This window comes from Oceanobacter kriegii DSM 6294 (assembly GCF_000422845.1).
Lineage (GTDB): Bacteria > Pseudomonadota > Gammaproteobacteria > Pseudomonadales > Oceanobacteraceae > Oceanobacter > Oceanobacter kriegii.
In genome coordinates this window covers 50974-77089 of record NZ_AUGV01000020.1, presented here as the reverse complement: position 1 = coordinate 77089, position 26116 = coordinate 50974, and the positions used below count along the sequence as shown (strand labels likewise).

The following is a 26116-nucleotide window of genomic DNA, read 5'->3' as shown; positions in this document are numbered from 1 at the left end:
GCATTCATGCAGTCGTGTGCGAGTCCCGCAGGTGGCAAGAACAAGGCACAGAGTCATTCAGAGGGTCCCGGAACCGAATTGAATGAAAAACCGGCTCAGACCGGTGGAATAACCTATCGGAGTAGAACCCATGAAACTGAATTCCCTTGCTATGGCGGTCGCCATTGCCAGCGGTGTCTGTGTGTCTGTTTCAGCCATGGCTGACGAGGCATTGCCAACCTCTACCGTAACGGCCAACGCCGCCGAAGCGGATAAATACCAATCGGCGGAAGGTCAGCGCATCGGCGCTGCTGAAGGCGCCCAGAAGATTTCTGCCGATTACATCAAGGCCCAACAAGCCACTACCTTTGCAGATGCCATGCGTAAAACCACCAGTGTGCAGGTGGATGAAGAAGGCGGTCAGCAAGGCAGTCTGATTTACATCCGTGGCTTTACCCAGGATCAGGTCAGCGTACGAGTAGAAGGCGCGCCGAAAAACTTCAACCAGGTACGCCATGGCGGTGCCGGTACGGTTTGGCTGGAACCTGACATGTACAAGGCCATTACTGTGGTTCCGGGTGTTTCGTCCAACGTGTATGGCAGTGGCTCGCTGGGGGGCGTGGTACTGCTGGAAACCAAGGACCCGGAAGACATCATCAAGGCCGGTGAAGACTGGGGTGCGGCTGTGCGTGCGGGCATCGAAACCAATGCGCCGTCCCGTTATGTCTCGGCGGATATGGCGAAGTCTTTCAACGACCAGTTTGCGCTATCGGCCACCTTGCTGCGCCGTAACACCGGTGAATACAAGGACGCTGAGGGCAACAAGGCCTTGCAAGGTGCCACTGGCACCGAAGACAAGAACGGCCTGTTCAAGATGGTCGCCACGCCGGACGAAGACCAGCGTCTGGAGTTGTCGGCTAACCTGATGCGCAAGCACTACACTGCACGGACGACTACGGGCAGCGGTGCCTATGGTGATGCCAATGACACCCACGTGCGTGACGACAACTTCACTGTGCAGTACAGCAATGCCGCGGCGGACAATCAGTATCTGGATTTGAACGTGCGTTACAGCGAAAGCACCACCGAGCGTCGCCGTCGTCTGGAAGGCAGTGCCGATGCCTGGACCCGCTGGGGTGTGGAAACCAAATACGCTGAAGTGGAAAACGTCAGCCTGTTTTTCCAGAGCGATGACATCACTCACTCGGTTCGTTACGGCGTAGACATTACTACCGACGAAGTGGAAACCGCATACGGCGATGATGCCCAGCGCAATCAGTGGGGCGCTTACATCAGCGACACCATCGCGATTGGTGAGTCGTTGGAAGTGATTGGTAGCGTGCGCTATGACAGCTTCCTCAATCACTATGCCCAGAATCCGGCTATTGAAGAAACAGCTGTGTCGCCAAAACTGGCGGCCAACTTCAAGCCGTTTGAAGGCACCATGGCAGAGGGGCTGGCGGTATACGGTGTGGTGGGCAAGGGTTTCCGTACGCCTTCTACCTTTGAAGCTCGTTCCAGTGACGAGCCAAGCTGTGGCCGTCGTTCCTGCACCTATCGCGAAGCCAACTACGAGCTCAAAGGCGAAACCAGCAACAGCTGGGAAGCCGGTGTGCGTTTCGACCGCGAAGGCCTGCTCACCAGCAATGACCAGCTGAACTTCCAGGCGGGCTACATTGCTACGCGGGCGCAGGATTACATTGCGTCGGCGGAAACCGGTGAAGTTCGCACCATGGATGTTGATGGCACGGATACCGCGGTGACCATTACCCAGTACCAGAACATCGACAAGGCCAAAATCAGTGGCTTTGAATACTCCATGAACTACACCAATGACCGTATCTTCTCGGCTCTGAGTGCCCAGAACATTGAAGGTGAATACGCCTCTGGAGATAGCAAGGGCATGAAGCTGCCTTCTATCAGCCCGGCCAGCATCAACTTCTCGCTGGGTGGTTATTTGATGGACGGCGCTTCCCGTGTGGGTGTGGATGTTTCCCACCGCAGTCAGCGTGAATATGTTGAGCGTGGCGTAGATCGTACTCGTGAGGCTTACACCATCTACGACCTGTTTGCTTCATGGCAAGTGGATGAGCATTTCCTGGCCCAGTTGCGTGTTGAAAATGCCTTCAATACCCAATTTGCCAAACGCTATATCTCTAGCCTTGAAGCAGAAGATGGCAGCATTGAAGACACCACGACTTACCAGCCTGGTCGTAACATCAAGCTGACGCTGGAATACACCTTCTGACAGCTGTTTGAAGGTTTCTGATAACACCCCGCTGGCTTCTGCCATCGGGGTGTTTTTCTATAAAAAAGTATTTTGAAGAGGGAACTTTTTTAAAAGGTCTTATCCGCTTCTTAACCTGCAAGAACTGATAATTGTTATTATTGCTATTCGCTCGCATCCGGGCGATGACCTGATGGTAGTTGAGCATGATTGCCGTTCGCCATCGGACTTCTTCAGGAATCCAGTTATGAAACGCCTCGTTCTTGCGGCCTGTATCAGTGCTGCAGCCAGTGCCACGTCGGTATGGTGGTTTACTTCTGCGGCACCCACGACCGGTAACGACCGTTCGACATCTACTTTTGCCCAACCAGCTTCTGCTCAATCGACTTCTTCTAAAGCGACTTCTTCTAAAGCGACTTCTGCCCAAGCGGCGCAGTCCAAACAGGCTGCTTCCAAATCGCCTGACAGTGCAGCGGTGGAGGCTGGCAGTAGCGCAGCTCGCGGTCCTCGTGGTGAGGGAGAAGCTCGCGGCCCTCGCGGTGACGGAGAAGCTCGTAGCCCTCGCGGTGACGGCGAAGCTCGTGGCCCACGCGGTGATGGCGAGCGGCCGGAAGGCGGTCGACGTGGCAAGCCGGATGCTGGCACAGAGACAACAAGCGAATCACATTCTGACAACCCGGAAGCACCACGCCGCAAGCGTGAACAACAACAAGGAGCATCCGAATGAGCACCACTTCTTCACCGGCATCATCAGGCAAGGGCAAGCGTTGGCTGGCCGTGCTGTTGTGGCTGATTATTCTGGGTTCACCGGCCGCCGCTGGTTACGTCATCTGGTCGGACTCCGGCACCGAAGCCGACAATTGGCTGATTGAACCGCTGGCCTACGGCGACATTGAAGAGAGTGTGGCGGCTACTGGTACGCTGGAGCCGAAAAACTACGTGGAAGTCGGTGCTCAGGTATCGGGTCAGGTAAAGCGTCTGTTGATTGAAGAAGGCGATGTGGTCACCAAGGGCCAGTTGCTGGCGGAAATTGACGCCTCCGTGTTTGAGCTGAACGTGCAAACGGCTGAAGCCAGTCTGGACAACAAACGTGCTCAGTTGGCTCAGCAGGAAGCCCAGCTGGACCTGGATGAAATGCGCCTCAAGCGTAATGAAAACCTCTATACCCGCAAGGCGATCAGCCTGGATACGCTGGTGGCCAGCCGCACCGAAGTGAAAATCCTCAAGGCCAAGATCGACGCTCTGCTGGCGACCATCAAGGCTGACGAAGCCTCGCTGCAAGCCGACAAGGTATCACTGGGTTACACCCGTATTGTGGCCCCGATTGATGGCACCGTCGCCAGCATTGCCGTACGCGAAGGCCAAACGCTGAACGCCACCAACAGCGCGCCAACCGTGTTGCAGATTTCTGACCTGTCGGTGATGACCCTGCGAGCAGAAGTCTCCGAAGCCGATGTGCCACGTCTGAGCCGGGGTATGGATGTGAAATTCGCCACCTTGGGCAAGCCGAAAGATTACCGCTGGTCGACCCTGCGCCAGATTCTGCCAACCCCGAACGTGGTCAACGACGTGGTGCTGTATCAGGTGCTGGTGGACGTTGAAAACAGCGATGGCGGTTTGATGGATTCCATGAGCACCAAGGTGTTCTTTGTTGAAAACCACGCCGAAGATGTGCTGGTGGCCCCGGTTGCCGCGGTGGTTTCTACCCCCCGTGGCAGCTTTGCCAAGGTGGCTGTGAATGGTCAACGCGAGCGCATGCCGGTTGAAACCGGCGTGCGAAGCCGTACCCATGTCGAAATCGTTTCCGGCTTGCAGGAAGGCGCGCAGCTTATTGCCGGCAGCAAGCAAAAAACCTCTGATGGTGAAACTCAGGCTCGCAGCATGACGGGCGGCAACGAGCGTCCACCAGGCTTTGGCGGGGGCAAACGTCGTGACTGATGGTGCTGCAATGAACAACAGCGACCGCCAGACCCTGATTGCCTTGCGGGATGTCTCGCGCCATTACCAGACCGGTGATGAAACCGTCAAAGCGCTGGATGGCGTCAGCCTGACCATTGAACACGGCGAGTTTGTCGCCGTGATGGGGCAATCCGGTTCCGGCAAGTCGACCCTGATGAACATTCTCGGCTGTCTGGATCGGCCGACCGGCGGCGAATACAAGGTGAATGGCCACGACGTGGCGGATTTAACCCCCGACCAACTGGCCGCCTTGCGTCTGAAAACCTTTGGTTTTGTGTTTCAGCGCTATCAGCTGTTAGCCAACCTGACTGCTCAGGAAAACGTTGCCTTGCCGGCGGTGTATGCCCATACGCCGAAAGAGCAACGCGAGCAGCGTGCGGCTGAGCTGCTGGACAAGCTCGGCGTGGGCGTGCGCATGCATCACACGCCGTCGGAAATGTCGGGCGGCCAGCAGCAACGGGTATCGATCGCCCGGGCCATGATCAATGGCGCTGAGGTGATTCTGGCGGACGAACCGACCGGCGCACTGGACAGTGCAACGGGTGTTCAGGTGCTGGACATGCTCAAGCAGCTGAACGAAGAGGGCGTGACCGTCATCCTGATTACCCACGATGCCGAAGTGGCCGAGCATGCCAAACGGCAGATTCACATTCACGACGGCAAGATCCAGTCGGATTCGGCCGATGGCAAAGGGCAGACAAGCTCTGCCGATGCGCCCAAGGCTACTCCGGCACCCCTGAAACCGTTCCGTTCGGTCAGTGCGCTGGTGTCGATTGGCACGGCGTTGCAGTCATTGAAGAACAACTGGTTCCGTACCTTGCTGACCTTACTCGGCATTGTTATTGGCGTGGCGGCGGTGGTCGCCATGATGGCGATTGGCGAAGGCGGTAAACAGCAGGTGCTGCAACGAATTGAATCGATGGGGACCAATTTGCTGCTGATTCGGCCGGGGGGCGGTAACAACCGTAACTCCGGGGATACCGCTACGCTGTCGGTGGAAGATGCCGAGGCACTGGCGAAACTGCCGGGCATTGAAGCCGCAGCACCGGAGCGCAACACCCGTGCCACGGTGCGTTTTGGCAGCCGAGACTTTCGCGGTCGTGCCCGCGCTATTACGCCGGATTATCTGGTGGTTAAAGACTGGAGCATGTCGCAGGGCACCTTCTTTACCGAAGACGACATGAGCTCACTGGCTCCGGTGGTGGTGATCGGCCAGACCATTGTCGATCAACTGTTTGTGAATGGCGAAAACCCGATTGGTCAGTACGTCTTTTTGTCGAACGGCATCTTTCAGGTGGTGGGGGTTCTGGAAGCCAAGGGCGCAGCCGGTGGCGAGGACATGGATGAGGAAATCCTGATCCCGCTGACCACTGGCATGGTGCGTATCTTTGGTCGTGAATACCTCAGCTCGATCACCGTCAGCATTGAAGATACCGACGAGATTGAAGAAGCCGAAGCGTTGGTTACCCAGGTGTTGACCCAGCGGCATGGCGCGGAAGACTTCACCGTTCGCAATACCGCCTCGCTGATTGAAGCCATCACTGAAACCCAGGACACCCTGACCTGGTTGCTGGGCTCAGTGGCCGCCATTTCCCTGTTCGTGGGGGGCATTGGGGTGATGAACATCATGCTGGTGTCTGTGTCCGAGCGCCGCCGTGAAATCGGCTTGCGCATTGCGACGGGTGCCAAACCGGGGGACATCCTGCAGCAATTCAACATTGAAGCCTTGGTGGTGTGCTGTCTTGGTGGCGTGGTTGGACTGGTGTTGGGCGGTACCGTGGCGTTCATCATCGGCCAGATGAACATTGCCATTGCCTATTCGCTGACGCCGCCGGTCATGGCGTTTGTGTCTGCGGTGCTGGTGGGGCTGGTGTTTGGTCACGCTCCGGCACGTAAGGCATCCCGACTGAACCCGATTGACGCTCTGGCAGAAGATTAATGGAAGGTAACAACACTGTGATGGAATCTGTTCACTCAACACCTGTGAATACCTTGGGGCAACACCAGCAGAGACAACACCAAGGCCTACGCTCTGCCAGTTTGTTGGTCGCCATGACGGCCTCCTTGCTGTTGGCAGGCTGTGCCGGGCCGTCGGCTCTGGATGCTGCGGCAACCGACATCGACGTGCCGCAATTGACTGCCGCCCAGCAAGCGCGCCTGCAAAATGCCGGTGATCTGGACCCGCAATGGTGGGCGCAGCTGGGTTCGCCGGGTCTGAACCGCATCATGCAGGACGCCGAAATCGACAACCTGACGTTACAGCAAGCGCTGTTGCGTTTGCAGCAGGCACAAATTGCGTTGGAGTCGGAGCAGTCTGGCTCCTGGCCGAGCGTCAGCGCCAAGGCATCGACCAGCCAGAGAACCAGCCTTGACGGCGACAACAGCGGTGTCTGGAACAGTGGCAGCAGCCTCAGCCTGTCGGCCAGCTACAGCGTTGATTTGTGGGGCCGTCGGGCTACCCAGATCGATCAGGCTGAACTGGATGTAGTCGCGGCTCAGCTCGATCTGGCCAGCGCTCGCATCACCCTGCAAACCGGTTTGGTTAAACAGTACCTGCAATGGCTGTCCAGTCGTCAGCGACTGGATCTGGCGCGTCAGAACCTCAAGGCCAGCCGTGAGCTGGAAGATTTGGTGCAGATTCGTTACGAAGCCGGCAGTGAGTCCGGTGTCGCGGTGGCCAGCCAGCGCAACACCACATTGTCGCTGGAGCGCAGCATCATGTCGCTGGAGCAAACGGTCGTGACCAACGAGCGGGCGCTGGCGGTGCTGCTGGGCCGAGCCGATCTGAGCGTACCGGCAGAGCTGTACACCGAACGCTTTGAAGACATCCAGATCCCGGCCATTGCCCGGGTGCAGCCAGCGCAATTACTGAAACAGCGGCCGGATATTCTGGCTGCCGAAGTGACCTTGCAGCAGCGCCATCAGAGTGTCTATTTAGCCGAAGCAGACCGTTGGCCCAGTCTGAGCTTGAGCGCCTCGTTGTCGCCACAGGATTTGCTCAATCTGGTCGACTGGAGCTTCTCGCTGGGGCAGTCGCTGTCGATGACGCTGTTTGATGGCGGTGCGACCAGCGCAGCCATTGAAAGCGCCGAAGTGAACAAGGAGCTGGCACGGGTTCAGTACCGGGAAACCGTGATCAGCGCCATGCAGGAAGTGCTGGAAGCCCTCGACGGCGTCGATGTTGAACATCGACGTACCGAACTGGCGGAAGAGACCCTCAGCAATAACGACCATCTGCTGGATGTGGCGCGTTTGTTGTGGGAGACCGGTGAAAGTGACTTCGACGACCTGCTCAGTTCCCAGCGCAGCTACATCAGCGCGGTGGACTCTTTGGCCAGTCAACGACTGACCAATCTGCAAGCCCTGATTGAGTTGTACGGCGCGCTGGGCATGGCGCCGCAATCGACCGCCAGATAATCCATTGGCGGTAAATATGTCAGTGCCGCTGGTGGTTTTGCTGCTGGCGGTTGCTGACTGTTTTTCAATTATTGCTGCGTTCCGTGGCGAATCGACGCGGAATCAGCGAGAATAGCGGCCAAATTCTGCTCACTGCGCCAGCGCGCGGTGAGTTGACGTAGCGAATTCCCAAGACAAAGCGATCGAATGGCCAGTCAATTCCAGAACGAAGTCCAGCGTCGTCGTACGTTCGGCATTATTTCCCACCCGGATGCGGGTAAAACCACCATCACCGAAAAGCTGTTGCTGTTCGGGAATGCGATCCAGCTCGCCGGTACCGTAAAGGGCAAGAAAACCGGCCGTATGGCAACCTCCGACTGGATGCAGATGGAGCAGGACCGTGGTATCTCCATCACCACCTCGGTGATGCAGTTCCCTTACCGTGAGCGCATGGTGAACCTGCTGGACACCCCCGGACACGAAGACTTCTCGGAAGATACTTACCGTACCCTGACCGCGGTTGACTCCGTGTTGATGGTGATTGACGGCGCCAAGGGTGTAGAAGACCGTACCATCAAGCTGATGGACGTATGTCGTCTGCGTGACACCCCGATCTTCACCTTCATCAACAAGATGGACCGTGAAGTCCGTGACCACATTGAAGTGATGGACGAGATCGAAACCGTCCTGAAAATCAAATGTGCGCCAGTGACCTGGCCGATTGGCATGGGTAAGGCCTTCAAGGGCATCTACGACCTGCGCACCGATATCATTCACGTGTTCAAGCAGGGCCAGGCCAGCGTGGTGCCGGACGACATCCAGATCAAGGGTCTGGATTCCCCGGAAGCCATCGAGCTGCTGGGCCAGAGCCTGATCGATGACGTGCAGGAAGAAATCGAACTGGTACAGGCAGCCAGCCACGAGTTCGACCTCGACGAATACCTGCGCGGCGAACTGACGCCAGTGTTCTTCGGTACGGCATTGGCCAACTTCGGCGTGCGTGAAATGCTCAACTACTTCGTTGAGTGGGCACCGGCACCGATTGCCCGTCAGACCAAGGAGCGTGAGGTTCCACCGACAGAAGAGAAATTCAGCGGTTTTATCTTCAAGATCCAGGCGAACATGGACCCGAAACACCGCGACCGCATTGCCTTTATGCGTGTGTGTTCAGGCTCCTACACCAAGGGCATGAAGATGAAACACACCCGCATCGGCAAGGACATCAAGATTGCCGACGCGGTGACCTTCCTGGCGGGCGACCGCTCGGCGGTAGAAGAGGCGATCTCCGGTGACATCATTGGTTTGCACAACCACGGCACCATTCAGATTGGCGATACCTTCACCCAGGGCGAAGATTTGCAGTTCACCGGTATTCCGCACTTTGCGCCAGAACTGTTCAAGCGTGTGCGCCTGAAAGACCCACTGAAGATGAAGCAGCTGCAGAAAGGCTTGCAGCAGTTGTCGGAAGAAGGGGCTACCCAGCTGTTTATGCCACTGAACAATAACGACCTGATTCTGGGGGCGGTGGGTGTGCTGCAGTTTGACGTGGTACAGCAGCGTCTGCGTGACGAATACAAGGTGGAATGTCAGTACGAACCTGTCAGCGTGGCGACCGCCCGTTGGGTGTACTGTGACGACGAGCGCAAGCTGGAAGAATTCCGTCGCAAGGGCGGTGAGAACCTCGCCATCGACGGTGGTGGTCACCTGACCTACATTGCGCCAACGCGCGTAAACCTGAGCCTGACCGAAGAACGCTGGCCAGACATTCAGTTCCGCGCCACCCGCGAGCACTGATTCGGCGGCGTTCTGACTTGCTGCCAGTCCGGCCCGGGCTGGCAAGCGCCAAAAGCTCAACTAGGCTTCTTTCTGTAACGCTATAAAAGAAGGAGTTTGCCTATGTTGAGCTTTTTTATTGTCGGTATCTGCGCCACGGCGGCGCTGTGCCTGGGAATGTACGTGCTGTTGCAGCGCCGGGTGCTGGACGAGCAGATGATGATGGACGACGCCAAAGGCTATTTGCTGATTGGCTGCGTGCTGTTCTCGTTTGCGGTCAGTGCCACCAGTTTCTACGTTGGTCAGCTGGCCGGTTTTGACCAGAACGACGAAACCGCCACCCTGATGGCGCTGGCGATTCTGATCGACGTGATGACCGGTTTGTTGTCGCTGATTTTCGGCTTGCAGCGGATGCACGAACCGGAGCACTACTGACAGCGGCTTTTGTTCCGCTGTTCGGGTTCGTTTCCGCTCGGTTTGTCTGGGGCAGGGCGCTCAGCGATCAGCTTGAGCCTCTGTTCCGTCCCTTCGACGCTCTTTCATCAGAGCGTTATTCAACCGCGCTTTGCGGTGGTCATGTTCGGCGTATTGAAAGGCTGTGGGTTGGCTTGTTTGGCGTTATATGACTTCTTTCGAAATTAATCTGAAATAAACAGGACAAAGGTAAATCCTTGGTGTAGTATTTGCGCCCCGTTATGAAAATATGAAAACGCGGCACATTCTGTTACCAATGGGTAACGCACCGGATTAACAGCGCACTGTTGCACTAAAATTGCACAAGCAGTTGCGTGTGTAATTACCGTCCTGTAGAATGCCGCCCTCTTTTCTGATCAACATGCCCTTAAAGGCGAGAATTTGATGAAAACTTACAGCGCAAAACCCGAAGCCGTAAAACGTGAGTGGTTTGTAGTTGATGCAGCTGATCAGACGCTGGGTCGCCTGGCTACCGAAGTGGCTCGCCGTTTGAGAGGCAAGCACAAGCCAGAATACACTCCTCACGTAGATACCGGCGATTACATCGTTGTTATCAACGCAGAAAAAATCAAAGTTACCGGCAAGAAAGCCAGTGACAAGATGTACTACCGTCACACTGGTTACCCAGGTGGCCTGAAGTCTATCAACTTTGAAAAGCTGATCGACTACAAGCCTCAGGACGTAATCGAGTTCGCGGTAAAAGGCATGCTGCCAAAGAATCCTTTGGGTCGTGCCATGTTCAAGAAAATGAAAGTTTACGCAGGTAGCGAGCACCCACATGCGGCGCAGCAGCCTCAAGAACTGAAGCTGGGAGAATAATCATGGCCGTAACTCAATACTACGGTACTGGTCGTCGTAAGACTTCTACCGCTCGCGTTTTCTTGCGCCCGGGTACTGGTTCTATCACCATCAACAAGCGTTCCCTGGACGAATACTTCGGCCGTGAAACTGCTCGTATGGTTGTGCGTCAGCCTCTGGAACTGACTGAAAGCCTGGAAAAATTCGACGTTATCGTAAATGTTTGCGGTGGCGGCGGTAATGGCCAGGCTGGTGCTATCCGTCACGGTATCACCCGTGCTCTGATGCAATACGATGAGACTCTGCGTCCATCTCTGCGCGCTGCGGGTTACGTTACTCGTGATGCTCGTGAAGTTGAGCGTAAGAAAGTTGGTCTGCGTAAAGCACGTAAGAAGCCACAGTTCTCCAAGCGTTAATATTTCTTATTATCGCTACAAAAAGAAGCGTCCCTTGGCCTATGTCAATGGACGCTTTTTTTATGCCTTTGCACCCCCCGTCTGCTACCTCTTGATGGTTGTTTAGCCAACTATAATTCCATTACTATGGGCGCCGCTCTGCAATCTGTGCGGTGGTCCGAACTCTGTGTCTCTCAACAGGTTGGTAAAGACCTCGCGGCAGAAAAAGAATATTAAAAGATGGGAGAAATCGTGATGAGTCAAGACGGCGTTAATAAAGGTCGCCGCACCCTATTGGTGGGCGCGACCTCAGCTGTCGGCGCGGTTGGTGCTGGCTTTCTTGCTGTGCCCTTCGTTGGTTCCTGGATGCCAAGTGAGAAAGCGAAAGCTGCCGGCGCTCCAGCAAAAATCGACGTCAGCAAGGTAGGCGCGGGCGCTATGGTAACCGCAGAATGGCGCGGTAAGCCGGTATATGTTGCTCGCCGCACCGATGAAATGCTGGGTAAGTTGGAAGGTTTGGCCGGTCGTTTGAAGGATCCGGACAACGCCAACAAGGAACAACAACCTGACTATGCTGACAACGTATACCGTTCCCGCAAACCTGAGCTGATCGTTGTTCTGGGTGTGTGCACACACCTGGGCTGTGCCCCTAAATATCACCCGGAAGTGAAACCGGAGCCGTTCGATCCTAACTGGCAGGGCGGTTGGTTTTGCCCTTGTCATGGCTCGCGTTTCGACCTGTCTGGCCGTGTTTTCAGCGGCTCCCCCGCTTCAGACAACCTGGTGATTCCACCATACATGTACGAAGACGATAACGTCGTCATTGTTGGTGTAGACGAGGAGACCGCCTGATGAGCAACAACAAGAATTCCCTCATGGGCTGGATTGATGACCGCCTGCCGGTTACCCAGACCTACGAAAAGCATATGTCGAAGTACTATGCTCCGAAGAACTTCAACTTCTGGTACTTCTTCGGCGTACTGTCGATGCTGATGCTAGCGAACCAGATCCTGACCGGTATCTGGCTGACCATGCAGTTTACGCCAAGTGCCGAAGCCGCGTTTGCTTCCGTTGAATACATCATGCGTGATGTGGAATGGGGTTGGCTGATTCGCTACATGCACTCCACCGGCGCGACCTTCTTCTTTATTGCTGTGTACCTGCACATGATGCGGGCGCTGTTGTACGGATCGTACCAGAAGCCACGCGAGTTGATCTGGATTTTCGGCATGTTGATCTACCTGGCACTGATGGCCGAAGCCTTTATGGGCTACGTACTGCCATGGGGTCAGATGTCCTACTGGGGTGCGCAGGTAATTATCTCGCTGTTCTCGGTATTGCCATATGGCGACCTGCTGACCGAATGGATTCGTGGTGACTTCCTGATTTCCGGTGCCACCCTGAACCGCTTCTTTGCCCTGCATGTGATTGCGGTACCGCTGGTGATCGTGATGCTGGTGGTGGTTCACCTGCTGGCGCTGCACGAAGTGGGTTCCAACAACCCGGACGGCGTCGACATCAAGAAACTGAAAGACGAAAACGGCAAGCCGCTGGACGGCGTACCGTTCCACCCTTACTACACCGTGCACGACATGGTGGGTATCGTGGTATTCCTGATGGTGTTCTGTACCGTACTGTTCTTCTTCCCGGAAGGCGGCGGTTTCATGCTGGAATACGCCAACTTTGAACCGGCCAACGGTTTGAAAACTCCGGAACACATTGCCCCGGTTTGGTACTTCGGTGCGTTCTACGCCATCTTGCGTGCGGTACCGGACAAGCTGCTGGGTGTGGCCGCCATGGGCGGCGCGATTGCGGTTCTGTTTGTGCTGCCGTGGCTGGATCGCAGCCCTGTTCGTAGCTGGCGTTACAAAGGTTGGATCAGCAAGATCTACCTGGTCATCTTCGGTATTAACTTCGTACTGCTGACCTGGTTGGGTACCCAGCCAGCGACCGAAACACTGACCCTGGTTGCTCAGGTTGCGTCCGTGATCTACTTCGGTTTCTTCATCGGTATGCCGTTCTACACCCGAATGGAAAAGACCAAGCCAGTTCCAGAGCGCGTAACAGGGGGCCACTAATGAAAAAGATTTTCGCATTGATCGCTGCCGTATTGCCGTCTCTGGCAATCGCAGCCGGTGCTGGCGTCCCACTGGACGAGCACCGTACCGACTTGACCGACAAGGCATCGCTGCAACGTGGTGCCCAGACGTTCATGAACTATTGCATGGGATGTCACTCTCTTGAACATGCGCGTTATAACCGCATCGCCAAGGATCTGGACATTCCGGAAGCCATGATGATGGAACACCTGGTGTTCGATACCGACAAGAAGTTCGGTGATCTGGCCACCATCGGCATGCAGCAGGAAGACTCCAAGCGTTGGTTCGGTGCCACGCCGCCAGACCTGACACTGGTTGCCCGTGTGCGCCGTCCGGACTGGTTGTACACCTACCTGCGCAGCTTCTATGAAGACCCGAGCCGTCCATGGGGCGTTAACAATGTGGTCTTCAAGGACGTGGGTATGCCGCATGTTCTGGCTGATTTGCAAGGTGTCCAGAAGCTGGGTACCGCGGATGTGACTGTCGGCTATGACACTCTGACTGGTCAACCGATCACGGAAGAGCAGGAACATACGCTGTATATTGCAGAAGAAGGCACACTGACAGCAGAAGAATACGACGATTTGGTCTTCGATCTGGTAAACTTCATGACCTATGTAGCCGAGCCGATCGCTGTAGAGCGTGAACGCCTGGGTTGGTGGGTATTGTTGTTCCTGGCGATTTTCTTCGTACCGGTATACCTGCTGAACAAGGAAATGTGGCGCGATATCAAATAATCGCTGTTCACTTCCCGAAGTTAGCCTGGCCGTTCTGCGGCCGGGCTATCTTTGTTTTTAGATAATTGATTTTTTAGCAAGCGAGGACACTATGGGGGTTGTAGCCAAGCGCTCTACCATGACGTTTTATTCCGATGCCACGGATCACTTCAGCCACCGCGTACGTATCGTACTGGCTGAAAAAGGTGTAGCCGTGGAAATCCTGGATGTCGATCCGAACAATCTGCCGGAAGATCTGACGTCTCTGAACCCGTACAACAGCCTGCCAACGCTGGTGGATCGTGATCTGACTCTGTACGAAGATCCGAACATCATGATGGAGTACCTGGACGAGCGTTTCCCGCATCCTCCGCTGCTGCCTGTTTACCCTGTTGCCCGTGCCGAGAGCCGTCTGTGGATCAAGCGCATTGAAAAGGATTGGGGCGGTCTGATCGACACCATCCTGAAAGGCAACGAAGGCGTTGAAGAAGCGCGTAAGGAACTGACCGACAACCTGGTTGGCATTGCGCCGATCTTCGCTGAAATGCCGTACTTCATGAGCGAAGACTTCTCCATTGTTGATTGCTGCGTTGCACCAATCCTGTGGCGTTTGCCGGTTCTGGGCATCGAACTGCCAGAAAAACAGTGCAAGCCACTGCTGCAATACATGGACCGTCTGTTCGATCGTGAATCGTTCCAGGCTTCCCTGACTGAAGCAGAACGGGAAATGCGCGACTGATGAGTACCATGACCCCAAGCAGACCATACCTGGTACGTGCCCTGAACGAGTGGATTCTCGATAACCAGTGCACGCCTTACGTACTCGTGGATGCATCGCTTGCTGGGGTCCAGGTACCTCAGGACTACGTCAATCAGGGCCAGATCGTGCTGAATGTCAGCCCGGTCGCGGTGCAAAACCTGCTGATTGATAACGACGGTATCTCGTTTAACGCCCGCTTCGGCGGTGTGCCTATGTCGGTCTATGTACCGACGGTTGCGATTCTGGCGATTTACGCCAAGGAAAACGGCCAAGGCATGGTGTTTGGAACCGAAGCCGGTGCGCCGGACCCGGATGATCCAACGCCGACCAAAACCGAGCCGGAAGCCGAAGAACCGGCGCCGTCAACGTCTGGACGACCTTCGCTGAAAGTCGTCAAGTAATCCCGAGAACGCCCGGCCCGCAAGGTCCGGGCGTTTTTGTTGGTGACGAGCCTGTTTGCTGTTCGCCTCTGTCACTACCATTGCCAACGCTGAGCTGAATCAAACAAAGGATTCAGAATAGAGCCTCAAAACCCGACTTTCCTGACTCCAGCCTGCCATTACGCTGTGGCTGTCTACTCTTTGAATTAATGCATTCAAGGAGAGGCATGCTGTCATGTCCATTCAGAAAAAATTGGTCTTTACCCTGGTGTTTACCATTCTGGCGTTTGCCGTGGTGTTGTCCTGGTTTTCCTACAACCGCAATGTAGCGGCGGTTGAACAGCGGGTGCTGAAGGAACAACAGCAGGCGCTCTCGAAAGTGGTCGGCATGCTGGAAGTGACCGATGGCATCATGAGCGAGCGGGTGGTCAGCTCGATGAAACTGCTGAAAGAGCGGGGCATGGCGCTGGGCGCTGCGGAGCTGGGTGAAACCATCAGTGTGAACGGCACACGCGCCAACGACTTGTATCTGGGCAATATGGCACTGGCCAATAATTTTGCGTTGGTCGATAGACTGACCGAAGTGATGGGCGGCACAGCGACCATCTTTTCCAAACAGGGCGACGACTTCATTCGGATTTCCACCAACGTAATGAAGGAAGGCAAGCGCGCCATTGGTACCCGACTGGCTCCCGGCGGCAAGGCCATGGCGGCCATTCGTCAGGGCAAGGCTTATTACGGCGAAGTGGATATTCTGGGCAAACCTTACCTGACGGCGTATGAACCTTTGGTCAACGCCCGTGGCGAGGTCATCGGCATCTGGTACGTGGGTTACTCGGCCGACCTGAAATCCCTCGCCGCTGCGTTGGCAGACCTTAGCATTCTGGATAAGGGCTTTGTTGCCCTGCTGGACGGCAAAGGTGCCGTCCGGTTGCATACCCAAAGTGTCAACACAGACACCATTGAACAGGCACTGGCAGGTGAATCCGGCTGGCAGATCAGAACCGAAGCCTTTGCCCCCTGGGGCTACGGCATTGCTCTGGGCACCGACACCCGTGAAACCGCGGCGATGGTGCGAGCCGCAGTGATGGAAGGACTGGCCGGATTGTTGGGCTTGTTGGTGGTACTGGGCGTGGTGGTGTTCACCATGATTCAGAAAGTGGTGATGCGACCGCTGTTACACCGCATTCGTACCATTCAGGAAATGGCCGATGGGGAAGGGGATTTGACCCGTCGCTTCAACTCCGGTCGTGATGACGAATTTGGCACCATGGCCAACGAATTTGACCGCCTGCTGGATCGTTTGCAGGCCACCATGAAAAGCGTTGCATCCGAGTCTGCCAAGGTACGTCAGGTGACCGCCAAGCTGGGCGGCATGGCCGACAGCCTCAATGCCAACCAGCTGGAACAGGCAGATCAGACCAAAAATGTGGCCTCTGCTGCTCATGAATTGTCGATGACCGCGTCAGAAGTGGCGGGCACCACCGGTCGGGCGCAGGACACCACGTCGATGGCGTTGAAGCAGGTACAGGAAGGCGCGACGTTGTTGCAGACTGCTTGTGAACGCATTCAATCCCAGGCCTCCAGCATTGAGGAATCGGAACGGGCGGTGGAACAACTGGCTGCTGACAGTGCCAGCATTTCGACTGTATTGGATGTGATTCGCAACATTGCCGAGCAAACCAATTTGCTGGCATTGAACGCCGCGATTGAAGCCGCACGGGCAGGTGAGCAAGGCCGCGGATTTGCGGTGGTGGCCGATGAAGTACGCTCGCTGGCTAGCCGTACCCAGCAGTCGACCGAAGAGATCAACGACATGGTCGCCAAACTGCAGAAACAAGGTCAGCACGCCACCGAACTGATGCAAACCAATCGCGCTGAATCGTCTGAAAATGCCTCCATGACGGCGCAGGTCAGCAACACCTTTGCGCAAGTGGTGGATGCCATGGCCAGCCTCAGTCATGCCAATGCCGAAATCGCCAACTCAACCCGCGAGCAGGGCCAGGTTACGGAAAGCATGTCGCAAAACATCGAATCCATTTCCCACGCCAGCGACCGCAACAGTCAACTGGCGCAAGATACCCAGGCCGCTTGTGAAGAGTTGTCTTCGGTGGTGCGCTTGCTGGAGTCTCAGATCGGTCAGTACAAACTCAACTGACGCGGTTATTCGTCGTCTTGTTGGATTTTCTTGCGAGCATTGGCCCACGGGTCAGTGCTCGCGCTCTTTGTTGAGCCCTGATTTGGGCTGCGGTTAGAGTTATAGCTTGAGCTCGTGCGGCCGTCCTGCCCGGACGTAACCCGGCGACGTTCCATATTGCGTTGATTACCGAATGGCTTGCCGCCATGAGGACGCTTGTTGTGTGCCGCGCTGCGGCGCTCACGCTTTTGCTGTTCCTGCTCTGCGTCTTCCAACGACAGTTCCTGTGGCTCACCAACCTGCTGATGGGCAGGAATCACCCGATCCCGCGGCGACTGCTTGAACTGTTCGGAAGACGGATTCGGCAGGTTCTTGTAGCGATACAGATAAAACACTTCGACCTTTTCACGCGCCCAGGTGGTCTTCTTCAAAAACTTCACGCTGGCCATAATGGTCGGGTTGGTCTTGAAACAGTTGATGTTCAGATACGCGAACAGAATCTGAAAGCCATAGTGACTCACCAGCTCCTCCAGCATTTGCTTGAGGCCGACGCCGTGCAGCGGGTTGTTCTGGTAGTTGGTTTGGTTTTCGTCTGTCATGGTGTTCCTGAAAGCGGTGCGTTTGGTGGGTGGTTCTGTTGAAGCGCGCAGTGTACGCGTTTCAGTGCCTGCCGTCGCTGAACTCTGCCGCGCAGGGGAACAATGTCAGGCATATCCCTCTCCTAATACCTGACCATCTTTCAATACACCGTGTGAAGCAGAAATGGATTAACCCGGCGTTAATCCGCGCTTTGTTTCCATATCCTTTTCCCGATTGACGCGCCCCCATGGCATTGACTGAACCGCTTGCAACTGCACCCACTGATATTCCAGCCATTATCGCTGGCCCCATGCTGCGTCATACGACACCAGCAGGGCTGGTGCTGTGGCTGGTGACCAGGGACTGCACTATGCCAAGCGTGCAACTGACGGATGCCAACTCCAGCGAGCTGGTCGATTGCACGCAGCAGCATCAAGCGATCCCGGTAGGCGAGCGCTGCGTGGTGCATTTGCTGGAAGTCAGTGCTGACTTACCTGTGGATACAGCACTGTGTTACGACCTGCTGGATCAGCAGAATGCCTCGCTGCTGGCCGACTTGCCGTTGTGCTACGACGGTCAGCAGCTGCCGGTATTTATGGTGCAGCCTACTATCAAGCGCATGCTGCACGGTTCTTGCCGCAAACCTCATTACCCCAATGACGACGCCCTGATTCAGGCTGACGTACAGGTTCAGCAAAGCCTGCTGGAGCCGGGTAGCCGGCCGTCCCTGATGATGATGCATGGCGACCAGATTTACGCCGACGACGTCGCAGGCCCAATGCTGGTGGCGATTCATCAGGTGATTGAGGCGCTGGGCCTCTACGACGAAGACTGGAAAGGCACCGAAGCCACCAATCTGAAAGACCTGATAGAGCATCCCAACTGTTATTACGGCCGCGAACACCTGCTGCCCGAAGTCGACGAAAAGGTCGAAAAAATGGTGTTTCGGGGCGGCCGCAAACCCATCTTCACCGCCGATGGCGCTCATAACCATCTGGTGTCGTTCGCGGAAGTGATGGCCATGTACTTGCTGGTGTGGTCCGACACGCCATGGCAGTGGGTCGACCTGGATGCCGGACGGCAGCGTATTCCGGCGCAACATGCAGCGCGTTATGACCGCGAGAAGCCGATCATCGAGGGTTTCAGTCGTGGCCTTGGCAAGGTGCGACGCGTACTGGCGCATATCCCCAGCTACATGATGTTTGACGACCACGACGTTACCGACGACTGGAACCTTACCCGTGGCTGGGAAGAAGCCGCCTACAACAACGACTTTTCCCGTCGCATCATCGGCAATGCCCTGATCGCGTATTGGTTGTGTCAGGGCTGGGGCAATCAGCCGCAGAAATATCGCCAGTTGACGGACGAGGTCCGTGACTGGTTTGGGCCACAAGGCATTCAGCAGCACGATGAACTGGTTGATCGGGTGCTGGAGTTTGACGAATGGCACTACCATCTGGATACCACCCCAAAACTGGTGGTGATGGATACTCGTACCCATCGATGGCGCTCAGAATCCAGCGCCAACAAGCCTTCGGGCCTGATGGACTGGGAAAGCCTGAGCGAGCTACAACAGGAGCTGATTAACCAGCCAGCGGTGATTCTGGTATCACCAGCCCCTATCTTTGGCGTAAAGCTGATCGAAGTGATTCAGCGGATATTTACCTTCGTAGGCAAACCGCTGATGGTGGACGCCGAAAACTGGATGGCCCATCCGGGGGCGGCCAATGTGATGCTGAATATTTTCCGCCACAAGAAAACCCCACCGCAGTTCATTATTTTGTCGGGGGATGTGCATTACTCCTTTGCCTACGACATCACTCTGCGCTTCCGCAAACACAGCCCGCGCATTTTGCAGATCACCTGCAGCGGTTTGAAAAACGAATTTCCCCACAAACTGCTGGCCTGGTTCGACCGTATAAACCTGATGATTTTTGGCAGCAAGTCACCGCTGAACTTCCTCACCCGACGCCGAGATATGAAAATCGAACGCCGTCACCCCAATGGCCGCGAAAGCCGGGTGCTGCACAACCACAGTGGAGTAGGGGACCTGGCACTGGCGGATAAAATCGAAGACGTTCAGGCGATTGTGCATCAGGCGGATGGCAAGCGGGTAGTGTTTGAGGTGGAAGATTAGGTGCCAGAGGTTTAAATGACAGTGGCTTGGCTTCTAGAGGTTTAGGTCCTAGAGGTTCAGGTGCCAGAAGCTTGAAACCAAACACCCGAATAGATCGGGTGTTTGGCCGGTGTAGGTAAACAGTCGCTCAACTGTTTATAGCATCAAGCCAGCTTTTCCTTGAAAAAGCCCACCGTACGCTGCCAGGCAATTTTCGCCTGCTCCTTGTCGTAACGGGGCGTGGAATAATTGTGGAAGCCGTGACGGGTGCCCGGATACACATGCATCACGAACTCCGCCTTGGCCTTGGTTAACGCAGCCTCGTAGTCCGGCTTCATGGCATTGATACGTGGGTCTTCCTCGGCGTATTGCACCATCAAGGGAGCCTTGATGGCCGCGACGTCATTCAACGATGGCGCACGGCCATAAAACGGCACGCCAGCGTTCAGGCCGGTTCCCATATCCACTGCCAACTGGTTCACCACACCACCGCCATAGCAGAAGCCTGTGGCCCCAAGCTCGCCGGAAGACAGCTCATGCTGCTTGATGAATTTGGCACTGTTGAGCATATCGGTATACAGCCTGGCCGGGTCCAGATTGGCCTGCATCACCTTGCCTTCGTCATCATTGCCGGGATAGCCGCCGACCGGAAACAAACCATCCGGCGCCAGAGCAAGAAAACCTTCCACCGCAGCCCGGCGGGCAACATCCTTGATATACGGGTTCAAACCGCGGTTTTCATGCACCACTAAGACTGCCGGAAATGGCCCCTTGCCCTCGGGCTTCACCAGATAACCACGCATCTTGCCTGACGTACCACCGGGAGAATCGTACTCAACGTAACTGGCCTTGATGCGATCATCGGTGAACAACACCTCCTCGGCATTGGCGTAATTAGGCAGCAACGCCTGCGCCATCGCCACACCACCTGCTGTTACCACCGCAGCCTTGGCCAGAAAATCCCGGCGGCTCATACCGCTGTGGCAATACTCGTCGTACAACTCATAAATCTTCGGATCGATATGATCGCGTTCCATGGCACATCCTCGGAAAGTAGTTTGCTGGTTGTTATTGGTTAACGAACTCTGGACACGGTTACCGATAGTAGGTTCAGGCCGGAAACACAGCGATTGTTTTTTGTGCAGCGGGTGATAGAAGGGGGTTATTAATACCCCTGAAAACGAAAAAGGCTGCCAATTGGCAGCCTTTTTCGCGTTTAACACTTGGGTAATTACATCACCCGTCCTTACATGACTCGCATTCCTGGCTGGGCACCGTCGTTTGGTTCCAGCAGGTAGATTTCAGAGCCGCCAGGGCCTGCGGCCAGTACCATGCCTTCGGAGAGGCCAAACTTCATTTTACGTGGTGCCAGGTTGGCGACCATGATGGTGAGTTTGCCTTCCAGGTCTTCTGGCTGGTAGGCGGCTTTGATGCCGGAGAAGACGTTACGGGTTTCGCCGTTGCCGATGTCGAGTGTCAGTTGCAGCAGTTTGTCGGCGCCTTCGACGTGGTCGGCTTTGACGATGCGGGCAACGCGCAGGTCGACTTTGGCGAAGTCGGGGAATTCGATGGTGTCGGCGATCACTTCGTTACCGTCTTCACGCAGCTCGGGACCTTTCGACTTCTTCTTTTTCTCCTGCTTTTTGCTGTCAGCCGCTTTGGTTTCGGCAGCAGGTTTCTCGCCGTTTTCGATCGCCAGTTCGGCTTTGGTTTCTTCCAGAATGGCGGTCACCTTGTCCATTTCGGCACGAGCCAGCATCGGCTTGAACTTGTTGATTTCATGGCCCAGCAGGATATTGCTGCGGGAATCCCAGTTCATGTCGTCGAGGTTCAGGAACTCAGCGGTTTTCTCGGCGATTTCCGGCAGTACCGGTGCCAGGTAGGTGATCAGCTGACGGAACAGGTTGATGGCAACAGAGCAAACGTCGATCACTTCCTGCTCGCGGCCTTCTTCCTTGTTCATCGCCCAAGGAGCTTTTTCCTGAATGTATTCGTTGGCGCGATCGGCCAGTGCCATGATGTCTTTCATGGCTTTGCCAAATTCACGGGCTTCGTAGTGCGCGGCGATCTGGTCACCGGCATTGATGAAGTCCTGCACCATGGCTTCTTCAACGCAATTGTCGCTCAGTTTGCCACCGGCTTTTTTGATGAAGTTGGCGGTACGGCTGGCGATGTTCACCAGTTTGTTGACCAAATCCGTATTGGCGCGCTGAACGAAGTCTTCGAGGTTCAAATCGAAGTCGTCCACGCTGGAGCCCAGCTTGGCGGCGAAGTAGTAACGCAGGTAAGTCGGGTTCAGATGGTTCAGGTAAGTACGGGCCTTGATGAAGGTACCGCGGGACTTGGACATCTTGGCACCGTTCACAGTCACGAAGCCGTGAGCGTTTACTGCGGTTGGAGTGCGGAACTCGGAGGCGCTCAGCATCGCAGGCCAGAACAACGCGTGGAAGTTAACGATGTCTTTGCCGATGAAGTGGTACAGCTCGGCGTCGGAGCCCACTTTCCAGTAGTCGTCGAAGTTCAGACCGGCCGCCTGACCCTTGTCGGAGTCACACAGGTTCTTGAAGGAAGCCATGTAACCGATCGGTGCATCCAGCCATACGTAGAAGTATTTGCCTGGGGCATCCGGGATTTCAAAACCGAAGTACGGCGCGTCGCGGGAGATGTCCCATTCCTGCAGGCCAGCTTCCAGCCATTCGTTCAGCTTGTTGGCAATTTCGTTCTGCAGGGTGCCGGAGCGGGTCCAGTCTTTCAGGAAAGCGTCGAAATCCTGCAGCTTGAAGAAGTAGTGCTCGGACTCTTTCTCAACCGGAGTGGCACCGGAAATGGTGGAGTACGGGTTTTTCAGCTCGGCCGGGGTGTAGGTGGCACCACAGGCTTCGCAGTTGTCGCCGTACTGGTCGGCAGCAGAACATTTCGGGCAGTCACCCTTGATGTAACGGTCGGCCAGGAAGATTTCTTTTTCCGGGTCAAATGCCTGTTTGATGGAGCGCACAGCAATGTGGCCCTTGTCACGCAGGCGGGTGTAGATCAGCGACGACAGCTCGCGGTTTTCTTCACAGTGAGTGCTGTGGAAGTTATCAAAACCAATCTGGAAGGCGGCGAAGTCGGCTTCGTGCTCGGCTTTTACCGCAGCGATCTGTTCTTCCGGAGAGCGGCCTTCTTTCTCGGCGCGCAGCATGATGGCGGTGCCGTGAGCATCGTCGGCGCAAACGTAGGTGCACATGTGGCCGCGAGATTTCTGGAAACGTACCCAGATGTCGGTCTGAATGTATTCCAGCAGGTGGCCCAAATGGATGGAGCCGTTGGCGTATGGGAGCGCGCTGGTGACCAGGATCTTGCGTTGGCTGTTTGTCATGTTGCTACCGATTCGTTGCGATTCAATATCGTGGAAAAATCAAAGGGCGGTATTGTAGCGGGTTCGGCTGCGGCCTTCATCCAGTGGGACGGTATCAAGGGCTTTGAAAAGCGTGAAAATGACGAAATAAAAGTCAGTTCCAGGGAATCAGTAACAGCGAGGTGACCACGCAGTACATCAGCCCGGTTTGGGCGGTGCGCCCGAGCATGGGGTTGAGTGCGCGGCCGCGGGTATGGCTGATGTCTTTTGACAAGCGGGTGACGGCTTTGGTCAGCAGCAGTGGTGGCACAATGGCCAACAGCAGATTGGGCAGGCTGACCAGCACATGAATCAGCAGCGCCAATATCAAACTGGCCTGATACAGCTGCACGGTGCGGTCTGCACCCAGCCGAACTGCTAGTGTGTGTTTGCCCGTATGTTGATCGGTGGGAATGTCCCTGAGGTTATTCACCAGCAGAATCGCCACGCTGAACAGCCCAGCGCTGCTGCCATAAAGAAACGAAGTGGGTGTTAACTCACCGGTTTGCAGCCAATAGCTGCCCATTACCGCGACCCAGCCGAAAAACACCAGCACTGCTACTTCGCCAAGCCCGGCGGAAGCCAACGGTAAAGGCCCTGCGCTGTAGGCAAATACGGCGGCTATGCAGGCGAGCCCGAACCACAACAATGCCCAGTCGGTCATGGCGGCCAACATCAGTCCAGCGGCCATGGCTGCCAGGGTAAACAGCGCCAGAGCGGCCGACATAGCAGACGCTGAAATAAACCCGGAGCTGACCATGCGAGCGGGCCCCAGCCGTTCGGCAGTATCGATCCCCGCCAGACCATCGAACAGGTCGTTGGCCAGATTGACGGCAATTTGCAGCAGCACGGCGCAGGCCATGGCAAGCAGAAACAGCGGCCAGTGAATGCTTGAGGTTTGCGAGGCCAGTGCGGTGCCCAGCAATACGGGGCCAACCGATGCAGGAATGGTTCTGGGGCGAATCGCCAACAGCCAGTACTTCACCATGTTGTCCTCGCTCCCTGTGCGGATTGTCCGTTAGGAGCATGGCCGATTTGTATGACGTTTTCCATGACGTGTGCTGCACGGCTTGCAAAGAATCGGTTTGGGCTGATGTTGTACGGCCCGGGGTGGTGTTGGGTTGGGTTGGGTTGGCTCGGCTTTGGTCGAGCGGACAAAGATGGATTTTTGGTCGATAATAGAACCTTAATGGCGCTATGAATAACCCGGTGTTCGCTCTGGATAACGGGGCGTTGATCCGTCGTCACGGACGTGCAGCACAGATGCTGCCCTTCAGGTGTTGTATTGTCAGGCCGATAACGTCGGTTTTGTTGTTGGTTCAGGAGGGTTCCTGAGCCGTTGGTTGAGGAGATTAGCGATGCAGGAAGCGTTGTCTCAGGTAGTACTGCCGATTGTGCTGGCATTTATTATGTTTGCCATGGGGCTTGGATTGCGGCTGGTGCATTTCCGGGAAATCCTGCGCTCACCGCAGGCCATGTTGCTGGGCTTTGGTGCCCAGATGGTGTTTTTACCCAGCCTGGCGCTGATTCTGATTATTGCGTTGGGGCTGGATGGCCCGGTGGCGGCGGGGCTATTTTTACTGTCGTTGTGCCCGGGCGGTGCGACCTCGAACCTGTTCAGTTATCTGGCGGGCGGCAACGTTGCGCTCAGTATTGCGCTGACGGCGGTCACCAGTTTGTTGGTACCATTCACGCTGCCGCTGATGTTTGTCAGTTATCTGAATGCATCCGGCGACACGCTGGCGGCGTTTGATTTTCCGCTGGCGTTAACCATCAAGCAGTTGCTGGTGGTCACGGCGGTGCCGGTGGTGGTGGGGATGGCGATTCGTCATTGGGCGACGTCGCTGGCGAACCGGATTGAGCAACCCTGCAAGCGCTTGTCCACCATCGTTATGATGTTGCTGGTGCTTGCTTTGATGGGAACGCATTTGCCGATCATGGCCGATTTGTTTTCGATGAAGGGGCTGGCGGTGATGTTGCTGTCGGTGTTCGCGTTTGTCAGTGGCCTTACCATGGCGCGCCAGTTTGGTTGCTCGTCGGCGGACAGCCGAACCATTGCCGTTGAGGTGGGGATTCAGAACGCGGGTACGGCAATTCTGGTGGCGATGGCGTTTCTGCAACGCCCGGAACTGGCGATGATTCCACTGATGTACGGCATTCTGATGAACATCCCGGGTTTTGCGTTTATTGCCTTGCTGCGTTATCGCGATGGCCGTTCCTTACTGGGCCCTTCCTGATTTGCGGTTTCTTGATCGGTTTTCTTGAACGGCTTTTTAAGAGAAAAGCGATACGCCAGTGCAGCCAATAAACAGAGGCTGGCCGGAACCAGCAAGGCATTGAATTGCCAGTGATCAAACAGCCGGGTGGCCAGAATACCGCCGCTGATAAAGCCTGCCAGAATCAGCACAAACAACCGTGTCTTACGCTTGTCCAGTTGGCCGCTGCGGAACCAGTGGCCCAGCATAATGCCCAGGTCGGTGACGATGCCGGTAACATGGGTCGTGCGGATGATGGCACCGCTGAAAGTGGTGGCCAGGGCATTTTGCAAACCACAGGCCATCGACGCACTGAAATGACCCCAACCGGATTGTTGCTGCAACAGACAGATCGACAACAGCAGCAACCCGCCTTCCAGCAGTAGCAGCAATTCATAGGGTTTACCGGGCTGCAAGGCGCTGCTACCCAGTACCGCACCGGAAATCACGGCACCAACCAGAAAGCTCAGAAGCACGCCCAGTAAATGCCAACCGTGTGGTTGTGCCTCACTGATGCTGCTGGCCAACTGGCTGGCGGTGCCGGATAAGTGGGATATGGATTGATGGTCGAAGCCCAGCAGCCCCACCACGTTGATGTAGCCGGCAATGAAGGCTAACAAAAAGGCCCCGCATTCTGCCCATCGTGGTAAACGGGTGATCATACGGGGCCTCCGGAGTGTGATGGTGACTCAGTCAG

At 55.8% G+C, this 26116-nt stretch carries 22 protein-coding genes; 17 read left to right on the top strand and 5 right to left on the bottom strand.

From position 1 onward, the window contains the following. Positions 1–130 precede the first annotated feature (130 nt). The 15 genes from G516_RS0111450 (at position 131) to G516_RS0111375 (ending at position 17114) form a co-directional block, all read left to right on the top strand. A complete protein-coding gene (locus tag G516_RS0111450) occupies positions 131–2227 on the top strand; it encodes a TonB-dependent receptor domain-containing protein (RefSeq protein ID WP_028293781.1) in 2097 nt (698 codons plus the stop codon). A 226-nt stretch (positions 2228–2453) separates the two neighbouring features. Beyond that, positions 2454–2933, top strand: a complete 480-nt coding sequence (locus G516_RS0111445) for a hypothetical protein (protein ID WP_028293780.1) — start codon at positions 2454–2456, stop codon at positions 2931–2933. Then, on the top strand, positions 2930–4144 hold the full coding sequence (locus G516_RS0111440; RefSeq protein ID WP_051219316.1) for an efflux RND transporter periplasmic adaptor subunit: 1215 nt from the start codon (positions 2930–2932) through the stop codon (positions 4142–4144). Before G516_RS0111445 ends, G516_RS0111440 begins: the two co-directional genes overlap by 4 nt. Before the next feature lie 10 nt (positions 4145–4154). Next, positions 4155–6104: a MacB family efflux pump subunit gene (locus G516_RS0111435; RefSeq protein WP_036536060.1), complete on the top strand. Its 1950-nt coding sequence runs from the start codon at positions 4155–4157 to the stop codon at positions 6102–6104. Continuing rightward, positions 6104–7582 carry a TolC family protein gene (locus G516_RS0111430; RefSeq protein WP_028293777.1) on the top strand — a complete coding sequence of 493 codons (1479 nt, stop codon included), beginning with the start codon at positions 6104–6106 and terminating at the stop codon, positions 7580–7582. The genes G516_RS0111435 and G516_RS0111430 overlap by 1 nt, the downstream gene beginning before the upstream one ends. A 186-nt stretch (positions 7583–7768) precedes the next feature. Beyond that, positions 7769–9355 carry a peptide chain release factor 3 gene (locus tag G516_RS0111420; protein WP_028293776.1) on the top strand — a complete coding sequence of 529 codons (1587 nt, stop codon included), beginning with the start codon at positions 7769–7771 and terminating at the stop codon, positions 9353–9355. A 102-nt stretch (positions 9356–9457) separates the two neighbouring features. Further along, the gene (locus tag G516_RS0111415; protein WP_028293775.1) at positions 9458–9769 is read left to right on the top strand and encodes a hypothetical protein; all 312 of its coding nucleotides are present in this window, start codon (positions 9458–9460) and stop codon (positions 9767–9769) included. 423 nt (positions 9770–10192) lie between these two features. Beyond that, entirely contained in the window at positions 10193–10627 is a 435-nt protein-coding gene (gene rplM / locus G516_RS0111410) for a 50S ribosomal protein L13 (protein ID WP_028293774.1), read from the top strand. Positions 10628–10629: 2 nt separating this feature from the next. Beyond that, complete coding sequence (rpsI, locus tag G516_RS0111405) at positions 10630–11022, top strand: 30S ribosomal protein S9 (protein ID WP_028293773.1); 393 nt, start codon at positions 10630–10632, stop codon at positions 11020–11022. Between the two features lie 234 nt (positions 11023–11256). Further along, positions 11257–11853: a ubiquinol-cytochrome c reductase iron-sulfur subunit gene (petA, locus tag G516_RS0111400; RefSeq protein ID WP_028293772.1), complete on the top strand. Its 597-nt coding sequence runs from the start codon at positions 11257–11259 to the stop codon at positions 11851–11853. Continuing rightward, on the top strand, positions 11853–13079 hold the full coding sequence (locus tag G516_RS0111395; protein ID WP_028293771.1) for a cytochrome b: 1227 nt from the start codon (positions 11853–11855) through the stop codon (positions 13077–13079). The genes petA and G516_RS0111395 overlap by 1 nt, the downstream gene beginning before the upstream one ends. Beyond that, complete coding sequence (locus G516_RS0111390; RefSeq protein ID WP_028293770.1) at positions 13079–13837, top strand: cytochrome c1; 759 nt, start codon at positions 13079–13081, stop codon at positions 13835–13837. The genes G516_RS0111395 and G516_RS0111390 overlap by 1 nt, the downstream gene beginning before the upstream one ends. A gap of 91 nt (positions 13838–13928) precedes the next feature. Beyond that, on the top strand, positions 13929–14555 hold the full coding sequence (gene sspA / locus G516_RS0111385) for a stringent starvation protein SspA (protein ID WP_028293769.1): 627 nt from the start codon (positions 13929–13931) through the stop codon (positions 14553–14555). 8 nt (positions 14556–14563) lie between these two features. Beyond that, entirely contained in the window at positions 14564–14977 is a 414-nt protein-coding gene (locus tag G516_RS0111380) for a ClpXP protease specificity-enhancing factor (protein ID WP_028293768.1), read from the top strand. Between the two features lie 214 nt (positions 14978–15191). Next, on the top strand, positions 15192–17114 hold the full coding sequence (locus G516_RS0111375) for a methyl-accepting chemotaxis protein (RefSeq protein ID WP_028293767.1): 1923 nt from the start codon (positions 15192–15194) through the stop codon (positions 17112–17114). A gap of 5 nt (positions 17115–17119) precedes the next feature. On the opposite strand, the gene G516_RS0111370 is transcribed toward G516_RS0111375, so the two are convergent. After that, complete coding sequence (locus tag G516_RS0111370; RefSeq protein WP_028293766.1) at positions 17120–17692, bottom strand: VF530 family protein; 573 nt, start codon at positions 17690–17692, stop codon at positions 17120–17122. Positions 17693–17919: 227 nt separating this feature from the next. On the opposite strand from G516_RS0111370, the gene G516_RS0111365 reads away from it, so the two are divergent. Then, positions 17920–19809, top strand: coding sequence for an alkaline phosphatase D family protein (locus G516_RS0111365; protein ID WP_211225102.1), 1890 nt, complete (start codon positions 17920–17922; stop codon positions 19807–19809). Positions 19810–19952: 143 nt separating this feature from the next. Here the strand turns inward: G516_RS0111365 and G516_RS0111360 are convergent, their stop codons facing one another. The 3 genes from G516_RS0111360 to G516_RS0111350 all read right to left on the bottom strand — a co-directional run bounded on the left by G516_RS0111360 (position 19953) and on the right by G516_RS0111350 (position 24152). Next, on the bottom strand, positions 19953–20825 hold the full coding sequence (locus G516_RS0111360; protein ID WP_028293764.1) for a dienelactone hydrolase family protein: 873 nt from the start codon (positions 20823–20825) through the stop codon (positions 19953–19955). A 209-nt stretch (positions 20826–21034) separates the two neighbouring features. Then, positions 21035–23146: a methionine--tRNA ligase gene (gene metG, locus G516_RS0111355; RefSeq protein WP_028293763.1), complete on the bottom strand. Its 2112-nt coding sequence runs from the start codon at positions 23144–23146 to the stop codon at positions 21035–21037. Between the two features lie 133 nt (positions 23147–23279). After that, the gene (locus G516_RS0111350) at positions 23280–24152 is read right to left on the bottom strand and encodes a 1,4-dihydroxy-2-naphthoate polyprenyltransferase (RefSeq protein WP_036536046.1); all 873 of its coding nucleotides are present in this window, start codon (positions 24150–24152) and stop codon (positions 23280–23282) included. A gap of 370 nt (positions 24153–24522) precedes the next feature. Between G516_RS0111350 and G516_RS0111345 the strand changes: the two genes are divergently transcribed. Continuing rightward, the gene (locus tag G516_RS0111345) at positions 24523–25401 is read left to right on the top strand and encodes a bile acid:sodium symporter family protein (RefSeq protein ID WP_028293761.1); all 879 of its coding nucleotides are present in this window, start codon (positions 24523–24525) and stop codon (positions 25399–25401) included. Here G516_RS0111345 and G516_RS22125 read toward each other — a convergent pair. Next, positions 25365–26081, bottom strand: coding sequence for a YoaK family protein (locus tag G516_RS22125; protein WP_051219314.1), 717 nt, complete (start codon positions 26079–26081; stop codon positions 25365–25367). The two genes, G516_RS0111345 and G516_RS22125, sit on opposite strands and share 37 nt — an antisense overlap. Positions 26082–26116 lie beyond the last annotated feature (35 nt).